Raw genomic sequence first — 19,197 nt, 5'->3', positions numbered from 1 at the left:
AAGGCCGGCCCGCGATCGCGGGCCGGCCTTCTTGGCGTCTAGTCCACGCGCGAGGGATCCAGTTCGTCGGGGACGCTTTCGGGTTCCGCCTCAACGGCCTTCCGCGAGCCGGGCAGCAGGAACAGGCTGGCGGCGGCAAGGAAGCACAGAACAGCGGCGGTGATCCAGGCGATCAGGTAGCTGCCTGAGAGGTCGCGGCCGATACCCGCGGTGAGTGCGCCTACGCCGGCGCCGACCATGTGGAAGGCGAAGACCCAGCCGAAGACCACCGCGGCCCGCACCGGGCCGAAGTATTGCCTGCACAGCACGACGGTGGGCGGGACGGTGGCCACCCAGTCCAGCCCGTAGAAGAGGATGAAGATCCAGAGCACCGGCTCCACCGTGGGACCGAGCAGCGAGTGGACGGTCAGCAGCGATGCCCCGCGCAACCCGTAGTAGAAGACCAGCAGCAGCCACGGGCGCACCCGGTCGGTCAGCCAGCCCGAGGCAATGGTGCCGATGATGTCGAAGACGCCGATCAGCGCCAATAGTCCGGATGCGGTGGTCGCCGGCATGCCGTGGTCGTGGGATGCGGGAATGAAGTGGGTCTGGATCAGGCCGTTCGTCGACCAGCCGCAGATCCAGAATGTGAAGGCCAGGATCCAAAAGGCCCGGAACCTCATCGCGTGGCGAAGCACCCCCAGGGTCTCGGCCATGGCGTTGCCGGCGGGGCGGGTCTTGGTCGTTGCCGTCGTGGCGTTCGCCTCGGCGGCTCCGTAAGCCGTGGTCTTCGCCTCGGCAGGGCTGTTGGCGAACGGCCAGAACAGCAGGGGAACGATCGCCAGCGCAAATCCCGCCACCAGCAGCGAGGCGGTGCGCCAGCCGTGGAGTCCGGTGAGATGCACGATGGTGGGCAGGAAGATCAGCTGGCCGCAGGCGTTGGCAGCGGAGAAGATTCCCATTACCAGGCCTCGCCGCGCCGCGAACCAGCGGTTCGCCACCACCGCTCCGAAGACCAGGGCAATGGCACCGGTGCCGATTCCCACCAGCCCGCCCCACAGGAGCCAGAGCTGCCACACCTCGGACACGAAGACCGCCAGCCCTGCACCGGCCGAGACCAGACCCAAGGCCATGGCGGCAACGAAGCGCATCGAGAACCGCTCCAGCAGCGTCGCCGCGAACGGCGCCACCAATCCGTAGACCACGAGGTTGATGGTCACCGCAGTGGAGAGCTGGGAGCGCGTCCACCCGAACTCGGATTCCAGCGGCTCAAAGAACGCGCCGGTGGTGGAGCGGAAGGCGGCTGCCGCCACGAGGGCGAGCACCGTCACCGCGGCCACTAGCCAGGCGCGGTGGATACGAGGCGTTTTTCGCGGCACCGTGTTGCGGACGGGATCGGCGGGCGATGAGGGCAGTGTCAAGGGCTTGGCTTTCTGGCAAGGGCGGGGCTGATCCAACGGTTGCACATCCAGGTCAGTTGGTCGAAGTATGTCACGCGATTCCCGTGGAAACGGATCGTCGGGTGGGCTCCGGTCTACAGACTCCGGCTGATGGTGCGACGTCGAAGATGGCGGGAAATCTTGGACAGAATCTCCGCCATACAGGTAACTAATGGCAAGCCTAGAAGGAAACCGGAGAAATGTGCTTGCCAAATCTCGCCCGCTACCCGAGCCTCAGGGAAGAAAATACCTGCCTCCATCCGTTCCAGGGCGAGAATATCGCCGACCGGCCTGAGTCTGCACCACATGCCCTCCCGAGCCGTCGCCGAATAGGTCGAAACCCATGTCAGTGCGGTTTTGGCGTCGCATTGTCGTCACGATTGGGTCCCGCGCGCCGTTCGTCTCGCATTCGGGGCCGCTTGGCGCTTGTGACGACGGTCACCCATTGACCAGTGCGGGGACGCTCGGCAAGCGTGGGTCTTGCACTCGCACTGCACAAGACCAAAGAGGGTATAAACATGGACATCACACGTGATTTGGGCGAGGCCGCAAAGACGCAGCTGCGCCGCCGCACATTCCTGGGAGGCGTTGCCGCGCTGGGTGCCGCCGGCGTTGTCGGCGGGGGAGTCTTTGCCTCGACAACCGGGGCCCATCCCGCAGCGGCCGCCTCGGCGGTGCCGGAAGCAGACAAGGACGCACTCGACCTGCTCCAGCGAATGCTCCGCTTCGACACGCAGAACTTCGGTCAGGGCGCCGACACCCGGCCGCATGCCGAGATGCTCAAGGCCGTGTGGGAGAACGCGGGCATTCCCGTGGAAATCATCGACACCCCGCAACCGAACAACGTCCACCTGATTGCGCGCATCCCCGGAACGGGCACCGAGAAGCCGTTGCTCATTCTCGGCCACTCCGACGTTGTGCCGGTGGAACGGGAGAACTGGACAGTGGATCCGTTTTCCGGAGAGGTGCGCGACGGCGAGGTCTACGGGCGTGGGGCCCTGGACATGAAGGGCGCCAACTCGGCCACCATCAGTGCGCTGCTGCGGCACATCTCCGAAGGTGCCACGTTCGACCGGGACATCATCGTGCTTACCGATTGCGACGAGGAGGCCGGATCCTTCGGCTCGCGGTGGCTGGCCGCCAACCACTGGGACAAGCTGGACGCCGGTATGGTGCTGACCGAGGGCGGCTGGTTCCTGGCGCAGAAGGACAAGACTACGCCGATGCTCATCACCGCCACCCGGCAGGACAAGGTCTACTTCAACCTGGATCTGACCGCTGGCGGGACAGCGACCCACTCCTCCAAGCCCAAGCCCGACTCCGCCATCGTCGCGCTCTCCCGCGCGGTGGCCGAACTCGGCGACTGGCAGGCGCCGGTCCACCTCACGGAGGTTACCCGCGAGTACTTCTCCGCCCTTGCCAAGGCCTCGGAGGACGCCGGATTCAAGCGTGCAGTCGAATTGCTGCTCTCTGCCCGCAGCCAGAACGCCCGCGAGCGCGCGGCCCGCGTCATGGTGTCCAAGTCCAACTACCCGTGGCTGCACAGCGCCCTGCTGCGCACCACGCATGCCTTCGTGATCGAGGACGCCGGCTACAAGGAGAACGTGATTCCCTCCTCGGCCCACGTGCGCATCAACTGCCGGGCGATCCCCGGCGGGCAGAAGCCGCGCGAGTTCCTGGCGCAGGTGCGCGAGATGATGGCCGCACGCGACGTGGAGGTGGCGCTGGCCGTGACCGAGGGAGTGAGCGAGGAGGAAACGCTGGCCGAACTCGACAAGACCTGGGCCACGCCGCCGGCGGACATCGACACCCCGCTGTTCAAGGCCTTGGGCGAAGCGGCGGAGGAGACCTACCCGGATGCGGCCTTCGCGCCGGCGCTCTTCGAGGCCGGCACCTCCCTGGCCCCGTGGCGCGCCCGCGGTATTCCCGGCTACGGCGTCTACCCCTACGTGCTGGACAACGACCAGCTCATCGGAATGCACGGCAATGACGAGCGCATCTATGTCGAGGCGCTGCGCCAGGGCAGCGACTACATGTATAAGGTGTTCGCCCGCTTCCGCGACTGACGGAGAGAACGACAAAGTGCTGGGATCGGGCTCCGGCCCGATCCCAGCACTATTGGATGATGGCTACTACTATGGCGCTTCGACCGGGTCCACATCGCCGATGTGGCCTTCGGCGTTGGCGTCAAGGACGCGTGCGACGAATGCGCCGAATTCACTCATGTAGTGGCCGAGGAAATCGGCCGTCCCGCTGTCGGAGACGTTGCCTTCATCATCGAAGATCTCGGGCTTGAAGGCGATGTAAGCCTCGGGGGAGTTCAGCTGCGGGGCATCGAGGAAGCTGAGCACGCTGCGCATGTTCGATTGCATGACCGCGGTGCCGATGGCACCGACGGAGGCACCGATGATCCCGCTGGGTTTGCGGGCGAAGGAGTTGGCGCCCCAGGGACGTGATCCCCAGTCGATGGCGTTCTTCAACGCGCCGGGGATGGAACGGTTGTATTCGGGGGAGACGAACAGCAGGCCGTCCGAAGACTCTACGGCCTGCTTGAATGCCGTGCCCTCCGGAGGGTAGCTGGCGTCGAAATCGTAGTTGTACAACGGGAGATCCTTGATGGAGATCTCGGTGAATTGAAGGTTGTCCGGAGCGAGCTTGATCAACGCCTTGGAAAGAGTGCGGTTGATGGATCCGGTGGACAGGGAACCGACGATATAACCAATGTTGTATTGAGTCATGGGGACAGTCCAACACGGGAGCCACGGCATCGTCCATAGCTGCTGGCCAAATATTAGGTGAACGAGCAAGCCTGCTGAATCCCGCCCTGTCCGGGAACAACGAAGCAGCAGCCGGTGACCGAGGACGAAATGTTGGGGGCGCGGAGTCTCCGGCAATGCGCTGTTCCGCGGCTCCACCGGAGCCGATGCCGAACCGGCCGGCGTCTGCCTACGTGGGCTCCTTCGGTGCGGTTGCCTCATGGTGGCGTCGGCCGTGGGTGCGGCGCTCTTCCTTCATTTGGGCCTCGAAAAGGTGGCGGCGTCCCTGCACGAGCTGTTCGCGGATCCCCTGCTCAAGGGACTTGAAATCGTTGTAGTACCCATCGTCGTATTCCTCCATGATCTGGAAGGTCCAGCGGCCTTCCAAAACATTGCGTCCCACTAGGCTGTCCTGCAACTCCTTTGCAATCTCCTCGTGTCCTGCCTCTCTGAACAGGTCCACCGCCTCTCCCAGTGCCAGGTCTGCCCTGCCGGTGAGGCGATGAAAACGGTAGAGATTCCCGCGCGCCTCTTCAATGACTTCAAAGGCCTCGGAGAGTTTGCCCATTGCCCTGATAGTGCCTTCCGAAGTGCCCGGCGGCGCCACATGATCCGGACTCGGTTTTTCTCGGTCATGTTCCATGAAAGATCCCTCCGTTGCCTGTGCCGATACGTGGCGAGCGTAAACCACCACGGATAGAAAGTCAGCAAAATGCAGCGGGACTAGAAGCGCTTGAAGGTATTGCTCAGTGGCCGGCCCTCCTTGAAGGCATTGATATTCTGCCCATTCTCCGTAGCGCGCCGCACGAAGGTCTGGTGCGCGTGGCCGGAGTCCCCATCCCACGCTGGGCGTTGCCGAACTGGGGAAGCTGGGCGTGCGTCGTGTCAGCTCCGGATCCTTGCCGTACCGCGCCGCGGTGGACGCCGCAGTGGAGAGTGTCAACGCCCTGCGCGACGGCATGCCGATCCCGACCGCCACGCCGTATTGGGAAATGCAGGCACGCCTGGAGGCCTTCCAACTGGACTGCGCCGGCTAAATCCCCGCATGACCCGACAGCATTTTCCGGTTGCCCCACGGTGACGCCGGTGGGTGTGCGGTCGGGCGCGCGTATCAATGCCAAATTCCACCGCTCGGCCGGTTCGCGGAACATTGCGGGACCATATCGCCCGTCGTAGCGCGGCGGGACAAGCGATGAATCTTGGGCCGGCCTTGGATCGGTCCCACGGCCGGACGATCGCCGTCCGCCCGTCAGGGTGGGCTTCCAGATACCAGCACCATGTGGCGGCATGCAACCATGGTGACGGTGCGGCTGCCCGTTCGGGCCCATGCCGCTATCGGGACTGCGGGTCGTGCCCGCCGAGGTCTTACGTGGCATCCCGGAACGGGACCTCGATCCTCCAGCGTGCAGCAGCATGACGAGAGAGGACGTGCACCGCGCTGGCAGTGAGATCGGTGGTGAAAAAGTAGTCATCGGTATCAGCGTCCTGAGGGGTCCTGAACGATTATGTGACCCACCTGCCCGGTTTTGTTCACCCGGTACCACAACTCACTTCGTCGTGGATCTGGCGTACTCCGATGGTGACACGGCTATCGGCCTCAGTGGTGTTCCAGCTCGTGGGCGATATGGCTGCGGAGAAAACCCGAATGAAGGGGCCGACCACAGGACGGTTCACGGTGCAGATCATTGTTGGCTGTCGACATGTACTTCTGATGTCCCGGACGATCAAGAATTTTGGATGGAAACCAACCCCCAGGCCCTGCATACTCTTCATTTACCGCGACTGCGGTAAATGAAACGGGTGTCACATTCGAAACCCCCTACTCTGATTGAACCCCACTCGCGGGCTCCCCACCTGGAATTTATTGAAAGGCTGCGCCATGATTTCGAAACGTAGTGCTGTGAAGATCGGCACTCTGCTCTGTGCCGCAATGGCACTCTCTGCCTGCGGCGGCGGACCAAGCTCGGATGCTGCTGCCGGATCCAGCGAACCGGTTACCGGTGGTGAGCTTGTCGTTGCATCACTCCCAGCGATGATCGACCCATATGTAACGACCTCGCGGTCGAACTGGATGGTTGCAGCCTCAACGTGCGAGGGCCTCTTTGCCAACGCAGCGAACACCACGGTGGACAACGGGCTTGCCGAAAGCTACGAGTATGACGAACAGACCGGTGTTTACACCATCAAGATTCGTGAAGGCGTCAAATTCCATGGCGGCGGCGAACTGACGGCAGCTGATGTGGTCGCCTCGCTGGAGCGTTATGGCAGCGGGGATGCCGGTGAGCTGTTCAGCTCATTGACCAAGGAAATTTCGGCGGCTGGCCCGCTGACCGTTTCCATCTCCACGAACCAACCGTCGGGTGCCATCCCAGCGCTGCTGGCAACACCGGACACTGGTGCCTACATCATGTCAGCCGCTTCATTGGAAGCGGCCGGTTCAAAGGACCTGACCTCACTGGATTGCACCGGTCCCTACAAGCTGGACAACTTCGCCACCGTCCCTGGCAACCTCGATCACGCGTTTTGACGACTACGCCGCACGCAGCGAAAAAGCAGATGGTGCAACCGGGGCCAAGACAGCCTATGCTGACACGATTAAGTTCATCCCCTTTAACGACGCCAATGCCCTGAACCAAGTTCGTACCGGTCAGGCGCACATCGTTCCACAGTTCATGAGCATGGATCAGCTTTCTGTCTATGAGGCGGACCCATCACTGGAACCAGTGGTGAGTGAGGGCGCTGGATTCTCGCTGCTGCAACTGAACAACAAATCCGGACTGATGGCAGATCTGAAAATGCGCCAGGCGGTATTGAACTCCGTAGATCCGGTAGCGATTGCCACCCAGCAACTTGGCGGGACCGAGTACTTTGCTGATGACTCGAGCCTGTTCCCCAAGGGCTCGCCATGGTATTCGGATGCCGGTGCAGACATTTACAAGAACAGAAGTGTTGATGCCGGTAAGGCTTTGCTTCAAGAGGCAGGATACGACGGCACTCCGGTCCGTGTGCTCTACCGTCCCGACTCCGATGGCTACGGCCCCCTGCTCAAGCAGCAGCTGGAAGGCATCGGTTTTGTAGTGGACCTGCAGGCCATGGATGCGGCCACCTTCGGCTCCGCCCGCACTGATCCCTCCAAGTGGGATATTTTCCTTGCCGGCGGTACCGCCTATTCGGATCCGCTGACAGTAGTGTTCCTCAACGACGATTTCCCGGGATGGTGGACCACGGATGAAAAGAAGTCGTTGATGGCTGATGTCACTGCGGGCAAAAACATCGAAGCCCGTCTGCCTGCCTGGAATGAAATGCAACAGCTGATCTGGGACGAGCTGCCATTTGTGAAGCTCGGGCACGAACCGCGGTTGAGCGTCATCGGAGCCAGTATCGGTGGGTTTGAACCGACGCAAGGGACTGTGCGCGGCTTCTATAACGTATGGATCGGCAACTAAGCACACCCGAGGGTGTGGGCGGGTGGTTCCGTCTCCGTGTGATTCAAGATGACGGAACCACCCCCAGCCTGCGCAAGAAATCTCGCTGTTGATCGTTCGCGGATAAGAAGAGAAACATGAAACCAACATTAAAGGCCCTGCTAAGGGACCCCTCAGCGATGACGGGTGCAGTCATCATTTTGCTGGTGGCCTGCCTAGCCCTGTTAGCGCCGGTTCTTGGCGGGGACCCAAATTTTGTCGATCCGGTAAACCGGCTGAAAGCGCCCCAAGCGGCATTCCCGCTGGGTACTGATGACCAAGGGCGCGACATGTGGACCATGCTGCTCTTTGGTGCCCAAACTGCCCTCGGAATCTCCGCGCTTTGTACGGTCCTGGCCATAGTCATCGGTTACCTGATCGGAATCATCTGCGGGTACTTCCCAAAGGTTGATGCAGTGGTCATGCGCATCATCGATGGGATGATGTCGTTCCCAAACATCATTTTGGTTATGAGCCTGGTTGGCGTTCTAGGCCGGGGCGTAGGGCCGGTGGTCTTCGGACTAACAGTGGTCTTGATTCCCCCGATTGCGCGCGTGGTTCGTTCGGCATCACTCAGCGTGAAATCGACTCCCATGGTCGAATCCGCCCGGGCAATGGGTGCCAAGGACTCTTGGATTCTGTCCAAATATGTTGCCCCAGAAGCCGTCTCCGTCCTGATCGTTCAAGCAACAATGGGTTTCGCTGCAACTGTGCTCTCCATCGCCGCCTTGAGCTTCTTGGGCATCGGAATCCCACCCGAAGTACCGAGCTGGGGTGCCAGCCTCTCGGCCGCGCAGAAATACATCGCCGTTGCCTGGTGGATCGGCGTCTTCCCCGGTGCGGCCATTTTGGTTACGGTGCTGGGCCTCATTCTCCTAGGTGACGGGCTGCGAGACTCCATGGATCCTCGAGCACGCCGCATCGCGGGCCTCGCAAAACTCAAGCCACTTGCCAAGGTCACGTCAAAGGAAGGACAGCACTAATGCTCAATTACATTCTCAAGCGCCTATTGGCGTTGCTGCCAACCATCGCCGTGCCCATGGTTCTGCTCTTCGTATTGCTGCGGCTGACTCCCGGAGACCCCGCCGCGGTCATCCTTGGCGAAGAAGCCACTGCTACTGACATTGAAAAGCTTCGAGAAGAGATGGGACTCAACGAGCCCATCATCCTTCAATTCATTGTCTGGCTCGGACGTATGGTGCGATTCGATTTCGGGGACTCGATATTTCTCCGGGCCCCGGTGAGCGAGCTAGTACTTGCTGCAGCCACAGTGACTGCCCAACTTGCCGTTCTGGCATTGATTGTTGCCGTCTTGCTTGGACCACTTCTGGGAGCGATTGCGGCATCAACCACATCAAAGATCACGGATAAGGCCATGGTCGTTGGTTCGGCGGTCGGCATTGCCATGCCGACGTTCTGGCTGGCCATCTTGATGGTCTTGGTGTTCGGTGTGATCTTACGATGGTTCCCTGTCGCCGGCTATGTGGCCCCAACGGAAAACTTCGTTCAGTTTCTCTCCTTCATGGCGATGCCGGCCCTGGCGCTGGGCGTCCTGGAGGCGGCCACGCTCTTCAGGTATTCACGTAATGGCGTCCTGGATGCGAAATTCCAGCCTTTCGTCAATACCGCGCGTGCTCAGGGCCTTGGCGAGAAGACCATTACTGGAAAGTATGTGTTCCGCGCGGCGCTGGTACCGGTCGTTACGGTGGTTGGGCTTTCCATGGCTTCATTGCTCGGAGGCGCAGTAGTTACCGAAAACGTCTTCTCGCTTCCAGGATTGGGCAAGCTCCTGCTCACAGCCGTAGATCGCCGTGACTACCCGCTCATCGAAGGATGCATTTTCCTCATTGCCATCATCTTTGTGTTGGTGAATCTCTTGGTGGATGTGGTCTGTGCACTGATCGATCCGCGTATCCGTATAGACAGCAAGGACTAGCGCCATGCGCGTAGGTGAAAAAGTGTTACTCGAAGTTTGCGACCTGAACGTCGACATCCTCAAGCCAGAAGGTCCAAGCAGAGTCGTTCATTCGCTGAGCTTCTCGCTTGAAGCGGGGAAGACACTGGGCGTTGTCGGCGAATCCGGTTCCGGAAAATCCATGACTGCCACCGCGATCATGGGGATCCTGCCGGATGTAGCGGTTGCTTCGGGCAAAATCTTGTACAAGGGCAAGGATCTGCTCACAGCGACTCATGCAGAACGGCGCAAACTAAGCGGTTCCGAGATCGGCTTCATTTTTCAAGAACCAATGAGTGCGCTGCACCCGACGATGACTATTGGCGAGCAAATGATTCGTCCCATGCGTATGCACTTGGGCCTGGACAAAAAACAGGCACATAATCGCGCCAGTGAGCTGCTGGATCTCGTGGGGATTCCTCCGACGCGAGGTGTACTGGGATCCTGTGTTCACCAGCTCTCCGGGGGCATGCGACAACGCGTCATGATCGCAATGAGTATTTCTTGCAACCCGGCCCTGCTGCTCGCAGATGAACCGACAACCGCCCTGGACGCCACTATTCAAAAACAGATCCTGGATTTGCTGCTGAAATTGCGCGATGACCTCGACCTGGCATTGGTCCTGATCAGTCACGACCTTGGTTTGGTGTCGCAATATACCGACGACGTCGTCGTCATGCTGGATGGATACGAAATGGAGCAGGGCGCTACCCAAGAAGTCATTACCAACCCGAAATCTGGTTACACCCAAGGCCTTTTGGAAGCGGCGCCGCGGCTGGGCCGTCAACCACACCGACTCCCGGTGATCGATAAGTCCATCTATTCAAAGGTGACGCCATGAAAACGGATCAGCTCGAAACCCAAAACGACCTCGTCCTGGAGCTTACCAACGTCAGCAAAGAGTTCAAGGTTGGCGGCATGTTCAAGCGTTCCAAGCACGTCGCCGTAGACAACGCCTCGCTTTCGGTCAAACGAAATCAAGTCGTGGGGCTGGTCGGCGAATCCGGATCCGGAAAGTCCACCCTGGGTCGAATCTCCATTGGGCTCATCAAACCGACCTCTGGATCTGTCCGCGTTCTGGGCCAAGACATTTTCGCCTTGGGCAAAGACGAATTGCGTTTGTACCGTCGCAAGATGCAGATGATCTTTCAGGATTCATCAAATTCGCTGAATCCGCGGATGAGTTTGCAAGAGCTCATTGAAGAGCCGATGCGCGTACAGAATCTATATTCTGCCGAGGAACGTCGCATACGGGCTCGAGCCCTTGCAGATGAAGTGCAGCTGGCCGAGGGCTGGTTGGGACGCTACGCGCATGAGTTCTCAGGTGGCCAGCGGCAACGTATATCTATTGCGCGCGGTTTGGCACTCGAACCGGAACTTATCGTTGCTGACGAACCGGTTTCCGCGCTGGATGTTTCGGTTCAGGCACGCGTCTTGAACCTGCTCAAGGACATCCAAGAATCGCGAAGCCTCTCGATGATCTTCGTGAGCCACGATATGGCCGTCGTGGAATTCATGAGTGATCAGGTAGCGGTGCTTTACAACGGGAAAATTATGGAAAACGGGTCAGCGGAAGACGTTTTCGCTAACCCGAAAAGCGCATACACGCGTACATTGCTGGACTCTTCGCCCAGTCTTTAGCGCGCTCTCTCGCTGGCATTTGGCTTCAAAACAGGAGATTTAGAACATGACCACCTCACAGACCCTAGTTCCGTGCGCCCAAATTTCGGGCCCGATCCCGGAAACCGAAGGAAATCGAGCCGTTGTGCTCGAATCCTACGGAACCGAACGAATGCCCTCATATGGATACATCCAGGAAGAATATTTTGTCTCGGGTAACGCAGCCGAGGCACCATTTCTCACACGCATCTTGGTTCGACGGCCTGAAGACATGGGCAAATTCAATGGTCGAACGCTCACGGAGGTAAGTCATATCTGGGGAGGAACCTCGGTCTGGCGCGCCTACAACCGTGCGCTGATGCGTGATGGGTACATGTGGATAGAAATTGACTCACAGGCTCCGTCGGCGCTGGACCTGATCCAGGGCGGCAATCCCGAACGGTATCGGGACATGGTGTTTACGGCGGGGGAGCTGGCAAGCGACTTCGCAGGATCGATTCCCTTCACAGAGAACCCAAGCCCCGAGATTCTTGCTGAACAATACGATGCGTTCAAGGAACGATGGTGGAAGGCGACACCCCAGTCATTTGAAATCATTGCACAAGTCGCACACGCACTTCGTGGAGGTCTGCCGGGAATCAGGAATTCGGAAGTCAAGACCCTTCTCTTCGCCGGGATATCCCAAACCGGCGGTGTGGTTCGTCGCTTTGTTGAGCAACACCACGATGCCATGCGCCGGGCGGATGGAGGGCCCCTCTTTGACGGATACCTGCCTGGAGCCTCAGGCGGTGAAGCACTACCGGATATAGATGTTCCGGTGATTGAGGTATTGGGTGAAGCGGAATTCCAGTCCGTTCGCTGGGATTGCGGGGTATCTGGGCAGGTTCGCGGACTGAGCCATCGCCGAGCAGATTCCGAAACATTCCGCCTTTACGAGATCGCAGGGATGGCACATCGGGAAACACGCCATATGAGTCAGAAGGATGTACTTAGACTCAAGGACTGCCCGCTGCCTCCCGGAGCACACTGGTCGACCTTCCCGAATTCCCATATTTACGGAGCACTACTGGGACTGCTTGCAGATTGGGCTGAGGGAAAGCTAGTGCCGCCTCCCTCCCAATTACTCGAAACCGAGGGGCACACCGATACCATTTCGCGTGATCAGTGGGGCAACGCTCTTGGAGGTGTGCGAAGCACCTACACCGATGCGCCGACGTCGACCCTGGTAGCTGCGACGCCCATGGGTCGGCCCTCGTGGTACCACGGCAATGAGACACCGTTTGATGGACAGCGCTTGCAAGAGATCTATGGCGATATTGATAGCTACCGTCGTGTCCTTGCTCGAGTTATTGACCGTCTGATGTTGCAAGGGTTTTTGCACCGTGTTGATGCTGAAGAGCTGCGGCTTTCTGCAGAGGAATTGCGCTTCTAAATGCGGTTGTTGCCTTGGGGTTGTGATGCACCTTGTCGCTAGCCGAGGTCAGCTAAGCTCGTCTCATGCCGATCATCTTTGACCTGACCGACGTCGAACCAGCGAACGTTACTGTCAGGGTTTCAGAGATGGCCGAGATGATGGCCATGCTCCACTGCATTGCGGAGCCTGGCCATCATCTTGAACTCTCGCGAGAACTCAAAGCGATTGATGCCGAAATATCCGCTCAGTTGAGACGGACCATGCGTTCGTTCTCACCGCTGTGGGCGCGATTCAGATTCCGCGCATTAATGCCATTGAACTCTAGGGCCAGCCAAGGCTTTGATTCTGAGCTGGCAAGCGTCGCAGCGCTGCCTCTCGAAGCATTTGTGCAGATGAGCGTTCAAGCGATCATCGGTGGTCGATCCGACCGTACCCTGGACATCATGAACGACAGCAGCGACCGTGCTGATTTTATAGAGATCTGCCGGACACGGAGTGAAGAGCGCGAAGAGCTAGGGGCTCGTTTGGCTCGCGATCCCGAGCTCTTCCGTCAGGTCCTGACTGCGTTTCTGCGAACTTTCCATGACACCTGCTTTCACTCGCGCTGGGAATCTGGTTCCGCACGGCTTAAAGCCAGCGAAGTTGAAGTCCAACGACGGCTGGCCGGGGGATCCGCTTCGATGGTGCTGGCCTCTTTGACTCCAGGCGCACATTTCTTTCCTCAGACCTCTTAGGTCGCTTATGACAAACTTCAGAATGCCTTCGTCAATGGCAGCGGCCGCAAATTCGTCCTTGTCCCAAGTAACCTGACGAAGCCTCACGTGGTCGTGAAGTACGACGACGAGTACGCGGGCTACGAGATCCCCATCATTGTGCAATTCCCGATCTCTGACATGGGAACCGTCAACAGAAGCATCCACGAAATCCAAAATCAAATGGCAGTCCTAGCCGATAGCGCCCGTTTGGAGCTGCGTCGGCACCTCGTAAACGAATATTGCACCACCAGCGATCTATCGAGACGACTTGGCATTGGAGCTCCGCAGGTATCGCGCCATCTCCGGAAACTCAGAGAAGCAGAACTTCTTGAATCGATACGGGATGGAAAAATGGTGAAGCATCGTCTTCGAATGAATGTTGTCTATTCCATAGGCTACGAATTTTTGACTCGAATCGTGAAGTAGGCCCAAACATTGAAAAACATTGAATGTTTCGTGCAAGGGGTGCCAGATTGAGGTCCGGTCATTGTGTGGCTGGGACACCGCCAGGCGGCATCTGGAGTATATCTGCACGGAAATCTGCGAATCTCGATCAAACAGGGGTGGCTTACTCAAAAGTGCGAAACTCCTCCATAATGCACTCATGAGCAAATCCTTCACGCTGGTGCAGTTGCGCTACTTCGGAGCGGTGGCCCGGCTGGAGAACATGACAGCGGCCGCGGCCGAGCTGAACGTCACCCAGTCCACGCTTTCCTCGGCCATCGCCCGGCTCGAGGAGGAGTTCGGCGCGTCCCTGTTCACCCGGCTCTCCAGCAAGGGGCTGCGGCTGACCCCTTCGGGCAAGCGCCTGCTGCTGGGATCCCAGGCTTTTCTGGAGGAGGCCGACCTGCTCTACCAAGCGGTCCTCGACGAGGGCGAAGCGCTCGCCGGGGAGCTGGTGGTCGGCATGTACTCGCCGCTGGCGCCGTTCAAGGCCCCCGTCATCCTGCAGGAATTCGAGGCCGCGCACCCCAACGTGAAGGTCAGTTTCCATGAGGGGGACCAAGAGTCGCTGCGCCAGGCGCTGCTCGACGGGGTCTGCGAGCTGGCGCTGATGTACGACCAGGGGGTGGGTGCCGAGTTCGACCGGCGGGTCCTGGAGCGGATCCCGCCGCACGTCCTGGTCCCGGCCAACCACCCCCGGGCAGCCACCCCGAATATGCCCGTCAGCCTGCGGGACTTCGCCGACGAGCCGTTGATCCTGCTGGATGCCAAACACACCCGCGAGTACTACCTGGACATGTTCAGCCAGCTCGGAATCCGTCCATCCATCCGCCACGTGGTCTCCGGCTACGAGACGGTCCGCTCCTATGTGGCCCGCGGCCACGGGTATTCGCTGCTGAACCAGCGGCTGACCAACGAATTGACCTATGCCGGCGGCTCCGTGGTTCCGCTGGACATCATCGAGAACCTGCCGCCGATCGAGATGTCGCTGGTCCGCCCCGTCGGAGCCAAGCCGACGCGCAAATCGCTCGCGTTCGAGCAGGTCTGCATCGGGCTCTACGGGTCTGTCTCCGGTGAAGCGGCCTCCGCCTGACCGAGCTCCAATCGATTCGCTCGATGGGCCTAACCGAAATTATTCGTTAGACCCATGTGACGGCAATCACCACAATGGTTCCAAGGGTAAACATCAAAAGCCGCCGCTTGAGTCAATGAGTCGAGCGGACCGCACACTCAGGAGCGTCGATGAAGACCGAGATCCATTCACCACAGCCCCAGGCAGTGCTCCAACGAGAGCGCAACGCCGCCAACGGCATGCAAAAGCGGGTGCTCGCCGGCGGCAGCATCGGCCAGTTCATCGAATTCTACGACTTCACCCTCTATGGTCTCTCCGCGGTGGTGCTCTCCCAGCTCTTCTTCCCCGGCACCAGTGCACTGGCCGGGCTCTTGGCCACCTTCGCGACCTTCGGCGTCGCCTTCCTGGTTCGCCCGCTGGGCGGACTGTTCTTCGGGGCACTGGGGGACAAGATCGGGCGCCGCAAGGTCCTGTTTATCACCCTGCTGTCCATCGGCTCGGCCACCGCATTGATCGGCCTGCTGCCCACGCACGCGGCCATCGGCGCGGCTGCGCCCATCTTGCTCGTCCTCTGCCGGATGATCCAGGGGTTCTCCGCCGGCGGCGAATCGGTCGGGGCCCCGGCCTTCGTCTTCGAACACGCACCGATCAACAAGCGCGGCTTCTGGCTGAACATCACCCTGGCCGCCACCGCGTTGCCCTCGGTCTTCGGCGGCACGCTGATCCTGGTGCTCTCCAGCTCCATGTCCTCCGAGGCATTCATGTCCTGGGGCTGGCGCATCCCGTTCCTCTTGGCCCTGCCCATGGCCTTCTTCGGCCTGTGGATCCGCGCCAAGACCGAGGAATCCGAGGCCTTCAAGGCCGTGCTTGCCAAGGAAAAATCCAAGGAATACAGCCCCATCCGCGAGGCCTTCGCCGAGAACAAGGTCCGCATGTTGCAGGTCATCTTCGTGATGGGACTGACCGCCATGGGCTTCTATTTCCTCTCGGGCTACTTCGTGTCCTACGTACAGGTCACCGGAAACCTCAGCCGTGACCAGTCGCTGCTGGCCAACGCCGCGGCCATGCTTTTCTACGCGCTGCTGCTGCCCGTCGGCGGGATCATCGGCGACAAGGTGGGCCGCAAGCCGATGTTGATCGCGGGCTCCGCGGCACTGGCCCTGCTGTCCATTCCGTGCTTCATGCTCGTCACCTCCGGCTCGCTGCCGCTGGCCATTGCCGGCCAGCTGCTCTTCGTGGTCCCGATGTGCATCTACGGCGGCGGCTGCTACACCTTCTTCGTCGAAATCTTCACCACCCGCACCCGCTTCACCTCGGCCGCGATCAGCTACAACGTCGGCTACGCGATCTTCGGTGGATCAGCCCCCTTTGTCGGAACCTTCCTGGTTTCCCAGACCGGGCTGAGCGCCGCACCGGGCTACTACATGGCGGGAGCAGCGGTGATCGTGTTCCTGCTGCTGACCCTCACCAAGGTCCCGGAGACTCACCACCGCGTCGGCTGACCACTTCCCGACACCCCCAGGCGAACCACCGAACCACTGCAAGGAGCAACCACCCCATGAGCGATGCAACATTCCTGACCGATTTCCACCACGTCGCCGCCATCGGTGCCACCGAGAACAGCGGCGTCGAGCGCCAGGCCGCCACCGAGGCCGACAAGGCAACCCGCGACTGGTTTGCCGCCTTCGCCAGGGAACGAAACTGGGAGGTGCGCGTCGACGGGATCGGGAATATGTTCGCCCTGATCGAGCTGGTTCCCGGGGCCCCGTATATCCTGCTCGGATCCCACCTGGATTCCCAGCCGCTGGGCGGGCGCTTCGACGGGGCCTATGGGGTGCTGGCGGGTCTGCACGCCGCCGAACGCGTGGCCGAATCCCTGGCCGCCACGGACACCATCCCGGTCTTCAATTTGGCCGTGGTCAATTGGTTCAACGAGGAGGGCGGACGCTTTGCCCCCTCCATCATGGGTTCCTCGGTCTTCGCCGGGCTGATGGACCAGGAGAAGATGCTCGCCGTCAAGGACCTGGCCGGGACCTCCGTCGCGCAGGCGTTGGAAGCCATCGGCTACCTGGGCACCGACGAACGCCCGGACCTTGCCGGCTATGCGGAGATCCACATCGAGCAGGGCAGGATCCTGGAGCGCGAGGGCATCACCCTCGGAGCCGTCGACTACTCCTGGCACACCCAGAAACTGGACATCGAGGTGCTAGGCGAGCAGTCGCACACCGGGGCCACGGCCATGGCCGACCGCCACGACGCGCTGGTGGCCGCCTCCAAGGTGGTGCTGCTGGTCCATGATGTCACCCAGAAGTTCGCCCCCGAGGCCTTGGTGTCCTCGGTCGGCCAGCTGACCCTGGAACCGAACTCCCCGATCGTGGTGGCCCGCCGGGTGCACCTGGTCGCGGACCTGCGTTCGGCAAGCCCGGAGATCGTCGCCGAGGCCCGGGCCTCGCTGCTGGCGGACATTGCTCAGATCGCCCAGGAGCACGACATCCGCATCAACGTCAACGACTTCGATGTGCGCGGCATCCAGTACTACCCCGAGGACGGGCTGGAGCTGACCGAGAAGGTCGCCGCGAACCTGGGGCTTTCGGTGCGCCGGATCCGCACCATGGCCGGACACGACTCGGTAGCCATGAACCGCATCGTCCCCACCGTGATGATGTTCATTCCGTCGGTCGACGGGGTGAGCCACTGCGAACGCGAATTCACCACCGATGCCGACATGGTGGCCGGGGTGAAGGCGCTGGAATCCGTGGCCCGGGAAATGGTCAATGGCGCGCTGGCCCCCATCGACTCGACCGAACAGGAACTCTCGAAGGCCGGTGCCGCGTGACCCCGGGCGCAGCCATCGCCGTGGACTCGCTGGCGCTATTGCCTGCAACCGAGGCCCTCGCAGGTTTCCGGTCGCTGGAGATCTCGCCCGTGGAGGTCCTCGAGGCGCAGATCCAGCGGATCCAGGAGCACAACGGCGACCGGGAGACGGGTATCAATGCCTTCACCGAGACGCTCTTTGACTCCGCCCGCGCGCAGGCACGTGTCGCGGCGGCTCAGTACGTGCGGCTGGCGCGGGAGGGCGGGGTCGTCCCCGCGCTGCTGGGGCTGACCGTGGCCACCAAGGAAAAGCACGGGATCGCCGGGCTCAAGCTCGAACAGGGCCTGGCCGCCCACCGCGGACGCATTGCGCCTGTCGACCACCCCGTGGTGGAGCGCCTCAAGGCCGCCGGCGGGATCATCCACGCCCGCACCACGAGCCCCGAGTTCAGCTGTGCCACCACGACGCACTCGCCCATGTGGGGGATCACCCGGAATCCGTGGAACACGCGGGCCACCCCCGGGGGATCCTCCGGAGGCTCCGGGGCGGCACTGGCCGCCGGGTTCACCACGCTGGCCACTGCCTCGGACATCGCCGGGTCCACCCGCATTCCGGCCGGGTTCACCGGGACCGTGGGCTACAAAGCACCCTATGGCCGGATCCCGGGGGCCGGCGTGCTGGCGGCCGACTGGTACCGCGGCGACGGGCCAATGGGGCGCACCGTTGCAGACACCGCGCTGCTGGCCGGCGTCATGTCCGGACGCCACCACACCGATCACGGCTCCTGGGGCGAGAACGGCATCAACCCGCTCGCCGCGGGGGATGTTGCGGGGTTGCGCATCGGGCTGTCGCTCACGCTGGGCAACTACCCCGTGGCAGCGGAGATCCGAGAAAACACCCTCACGGTTGCCCGGGCGCTGGAAGCCGCGGGAGCCGTGGTCGTGCCGGTTGACTTGCCGTGGACCACGGCGCGCATCACCGAGACAACATTCGCCCACTTCGGGCACATCTTGGGCCCGGCCATGGCAACGGAAACCGCAGGGACTGAGTCGGAGCTGGCGGCCTACACGGCCCGGTTCATCAAGGACGCTGCCGAGGCTGCCCAGCGGCACTCGCTTCTCGATTCCCTGGCCATGGACCACGCGCTTCAGGCCGAGCTGGCCGCGGCGATGGCGGGGCTCGATGCGCTGTTGTGCCCGACCTCGGCCGTGGCTTCGCTGGCCGCCGACGGGGATTACCTCGACGGCATCGACACCGCCCGCGGGCACCTGGGCCACTATTGGGAGGCCCATCTGACCAGCGCGTTCAATGTCGCCAACCGCTGCCCGGTCTTTGCCGTTCCCAGCGGGATGTCAAACGATTCGGTGCCCACCGGCGTCCAAGTCATCGGCCATCCCTTCGACGAGGCCATGGCCTTCCGCGTGGCCGCAGCCGTGGAATCCCTGGTTCCCGGTCCGGGCTTCCCACTCCTGGGGTAGCCCGGGC

18 protein-coding genes are annotated in these 19,197 nt (G+C 61.3%); 15 read left to right on the top strand and 3 right to left on the bottom strand.

Going from position 1 to position 19,197, the window contains the following annotated elements; translation table 11 throughout:
• Nucleotides 1-38: 38 nt before the first annotated feature.
• Entirely contained in the window at nucleotides 39-1,400 is a 1,362-nt protein-coding gene (locus ABD687_RS11360; protein WP_310291132.1) for an MFS transporter, read from the bottom strand.
• Between the two features lie 536 nt (nucleotides 1,401-1,936).
• Between ABD687_RS11360 and ABD687_RS11355 the strand changes: the two genes are divergently transcribed.
• Entirely contained in the window at nucleotides 1,937-3,484 is a 1,548-nt protein-coding gene (locus tag ABD687_RS11355; RefSeq protein ID WP_310291134.1) for a M20/M25/M40 family metallo-hydrolase, read from the top strand.
• Between the two features lie 69 nt (nucleotides 3,485-3,553).
• Here the strand turns inward: ABD687_RS11355 and ABD687_RS11350 are convergent, their stop codons facing one another.
• Both ABD687_RS11350 and ABD687_RS11345 read right to left on the bottom strand, forming a co-directional pair.
• Nucleotides 3,554-4,156 carry an NADPH-dependent FMN reductase gene (locus ABD687_RS11350; protein WP_310291136.1) on the bottom strand — a complete coding sequence of 201 codons (603 nt, stop codon included), beginning with the start codon at nucleotides 4,154-4,156 and terminating at the stop codon, nucleotides 3,554-3,556.
• A gap of 208 nt (nucleotides 4,157-4,364) precedes the next feature.
• Nucleotides 4,365-4,817: a hypothetical protein gene (locus ABD687_RS11345; RefSeq protein WP_310291138.1), complete on the bottom strand. Its 453-nt coding sequence runs from the start codon at nucleotides 4,815-4,817 to the stop codon at nucleotides 4,365-4,367.
• A gap of 232 nt (nucleotides 4,818-5,049) precedes the next feature.
• Here ABD687_RS11345 and ABD687_RS11340 point away from each other — a divergent pair, with 232 nt between their 5' ends.
• The 14 genes from ABD687_RS11340 to ABD687_RS11275 all read left to right on the top strand — a co-directional run bounded on the left by ABD687_RS11340 (nucleotide 5,050) and on the right by ABD687_RS11275 (nucleotide 19,190).
• Nucleotides 5,050-5,211 (top strand): hypothetical protein, encoded by a 162-nt coding sequence (locus ABD687_RS11340; protein WP_310291141.1) that lies wholly within the window; start codon nucleotides 5,050-5,052, stop codon nucleotides 5,209-5,211.
• 842 nt (nucleotides 5,212-6,053) lie between these two features.
• Entirely contained in the window at nucleotides 6,054-6,701 is a 648-nt protein-coding gene (locus tag ABD687_RS11335; RefSeq protein WP_310291143.1) for an ABC transporter substrate-binding protein, read from the top strand.
• Complete coding sequence (locus ABD687_RS11330; RefSeq protein WP_344761018.1) at nucleotides 6,634-7,620, top strand: ABC transporter substrate-binding protein; 987 nt, start codon at nucleotides 6,634-6,636, stop codon at nucleotides 7,618-7,620. Before ABD687_RS11335 ends, ABD687_RS11330 begins: the two co-directional genes overlap by 68 nt.
• Nucleotides 7,621-7,736: 116 nt before the next feature.
• Nucleotides 7,737-8,621, top strand: a complete 885-nt coding sequence (locus ABD687_RS11325; RefSeq protein WP_302264164.1) for an ABC transporter permease — start codon at nucleotides 7,737-7,739, stop codon at nucleotides 8,619-8,621.
• A complete protein-coding gene (locus ABD687_RS11320; RefSeq protein WP_302264167.1) occupies nucleotides 8,621-9,574 on the top strand; it encodes an ABC transporter permease in 954 nt (317 codons plus the stop codon). The genes ABD687_RS11325 and ABD687_RS11320 overlap by 1 nt, the downstream gene beginning before the upstream one ends.
• 4 nt (nucleotides 9,575-9,578) lie before the next feature.
• On the top strand, nucleotides 9,579-10,433 hold the full coding sequence (locus ABD687_RS11315; protein ID WP_302264169.1) for an ABC transporter ATP-binding protein: 855 nt from the start codon (nucleotides 9,579-9,581) through the stop codon (nucleotides 10,431-10,433).
• Nucleotides 10,430-11,233, top strand: a complete 804-nt coding sequence (locus ABD687_RS11310; protein WP_302264172.1) for an ATP-binding cassette domain-containing protein — start codon at nucleotides 10,430-10,432, stop codon at nucleotides 11,231-11,233. The genes ABD687_RS11315 and ABD687_RS11310 overlap by 4 nt, the downstream gene beginning before the upstream one ends.
• 46 nt (nucleotides 11,234-11,279) lie before the next feature.
• Nucleotides 11,280-12,644, top strand: a complete 1,365-nt coding sequence (locus ABD687_RS11305) for an alpha/beta hydrolase domain-containing protein (RefSeq protein WP_302264174.1) — start codon at nucleotides 11,280-11,282, stop codon at nucleotides 12,642-12,644.
• A gap of 65 nt (nucleotides 12,645-12,709) precedes the next feature.
• On the top strand, nucleotides 12,710-13,360 hold the full coding sequence (locus ABD687_RS11300) for a DUF5937 family protein (protein WP_310291145.1): 651 nt from the start codon (nucleotides 12,710-12,712) through the stop codon (nucleotides 13,358-13,360).
• A 93-nt stretch (nucleotides 13,361-13,453) separates the two neighbouring features.
• On the top strand, nucleotides 13,454-13,807 hold the full coding sequence (locus ABD687_RS11295) for an ArsR/SmtB family transcription factor (protein ID WP_310291147.1): 354 nt from the start codon (nucleotides 13,454-13,456) through the stop codon (nucleotides 13,805-13,807).
• A 178-nt stretch (nucleotides 13,808-13,985) separates the two neighbouring features.
• Nucleotides 13,986-14,918 (top strand): LysR family transcriptional regulator, encoded by a 933-nt coding sequence (locus tag ABD687_RS11290; protein ID WP_310291149.1) that lies wholly within the window; start codon nucleotides 13,986-13,988, stop codon nucleotides 14,916-14,918.
• Between the two features lie 149 nt (nucleotides 14,919-15,067).
• Nucleotides 15,068-16,399: an MFS transporter gene (locus ABD687_RS11285; RefSeq protein WP_302264181.1), complete on the top strand. Its 1,332-nt coding sequence runs from the start codon at nucleotides 15,068-15,070 to the stop codon at nucleotides 16,397-16,399.
• 56 nt (nucleotides 16,400-16,455) lie between these two features.
• Entirely contained in the window at nucleotides 16,456-17,733 is a 1,278-nt protein-coding gene (locus ABD687_RS11280) for a M20 family metallo-hydrolase (RefSeq protein ID WP_310291151.1), read from the top strand.
• The gene (locus tag ABD687_RS11275; protein ID WP_310291153.1) at nucleotides 17,730-19,190 is read left to right on the top strand and encodes an amidase; all 1,461 of its coding nucleotides are present in this window, start codon (nucleotides 17,730-17,732) and stop codon (nucleotides 19,188-19,190) included. Before ABD687_RS11280 ends, ABD687_RS11275 begins: the two co-directional genes overlap by 4 nt.
• Nucleotides 19,191-19,197 lie beyond the last annotated feature (7 nt).

The organism is Paeniglutamicibacter sulfureus (assembly GCF_039535115.1).
Classification (GTDB): domain Bacteria; phylum Actinomycetota; class Actinomycetes; order Actinomycetales; family Micrococcaceae; genus Paeniglutamicibacter; species Paeniglutamicibacter sulfureus.
This window is presented reverse-complemented; position numbering and strand designations above follow the sequence as displayed.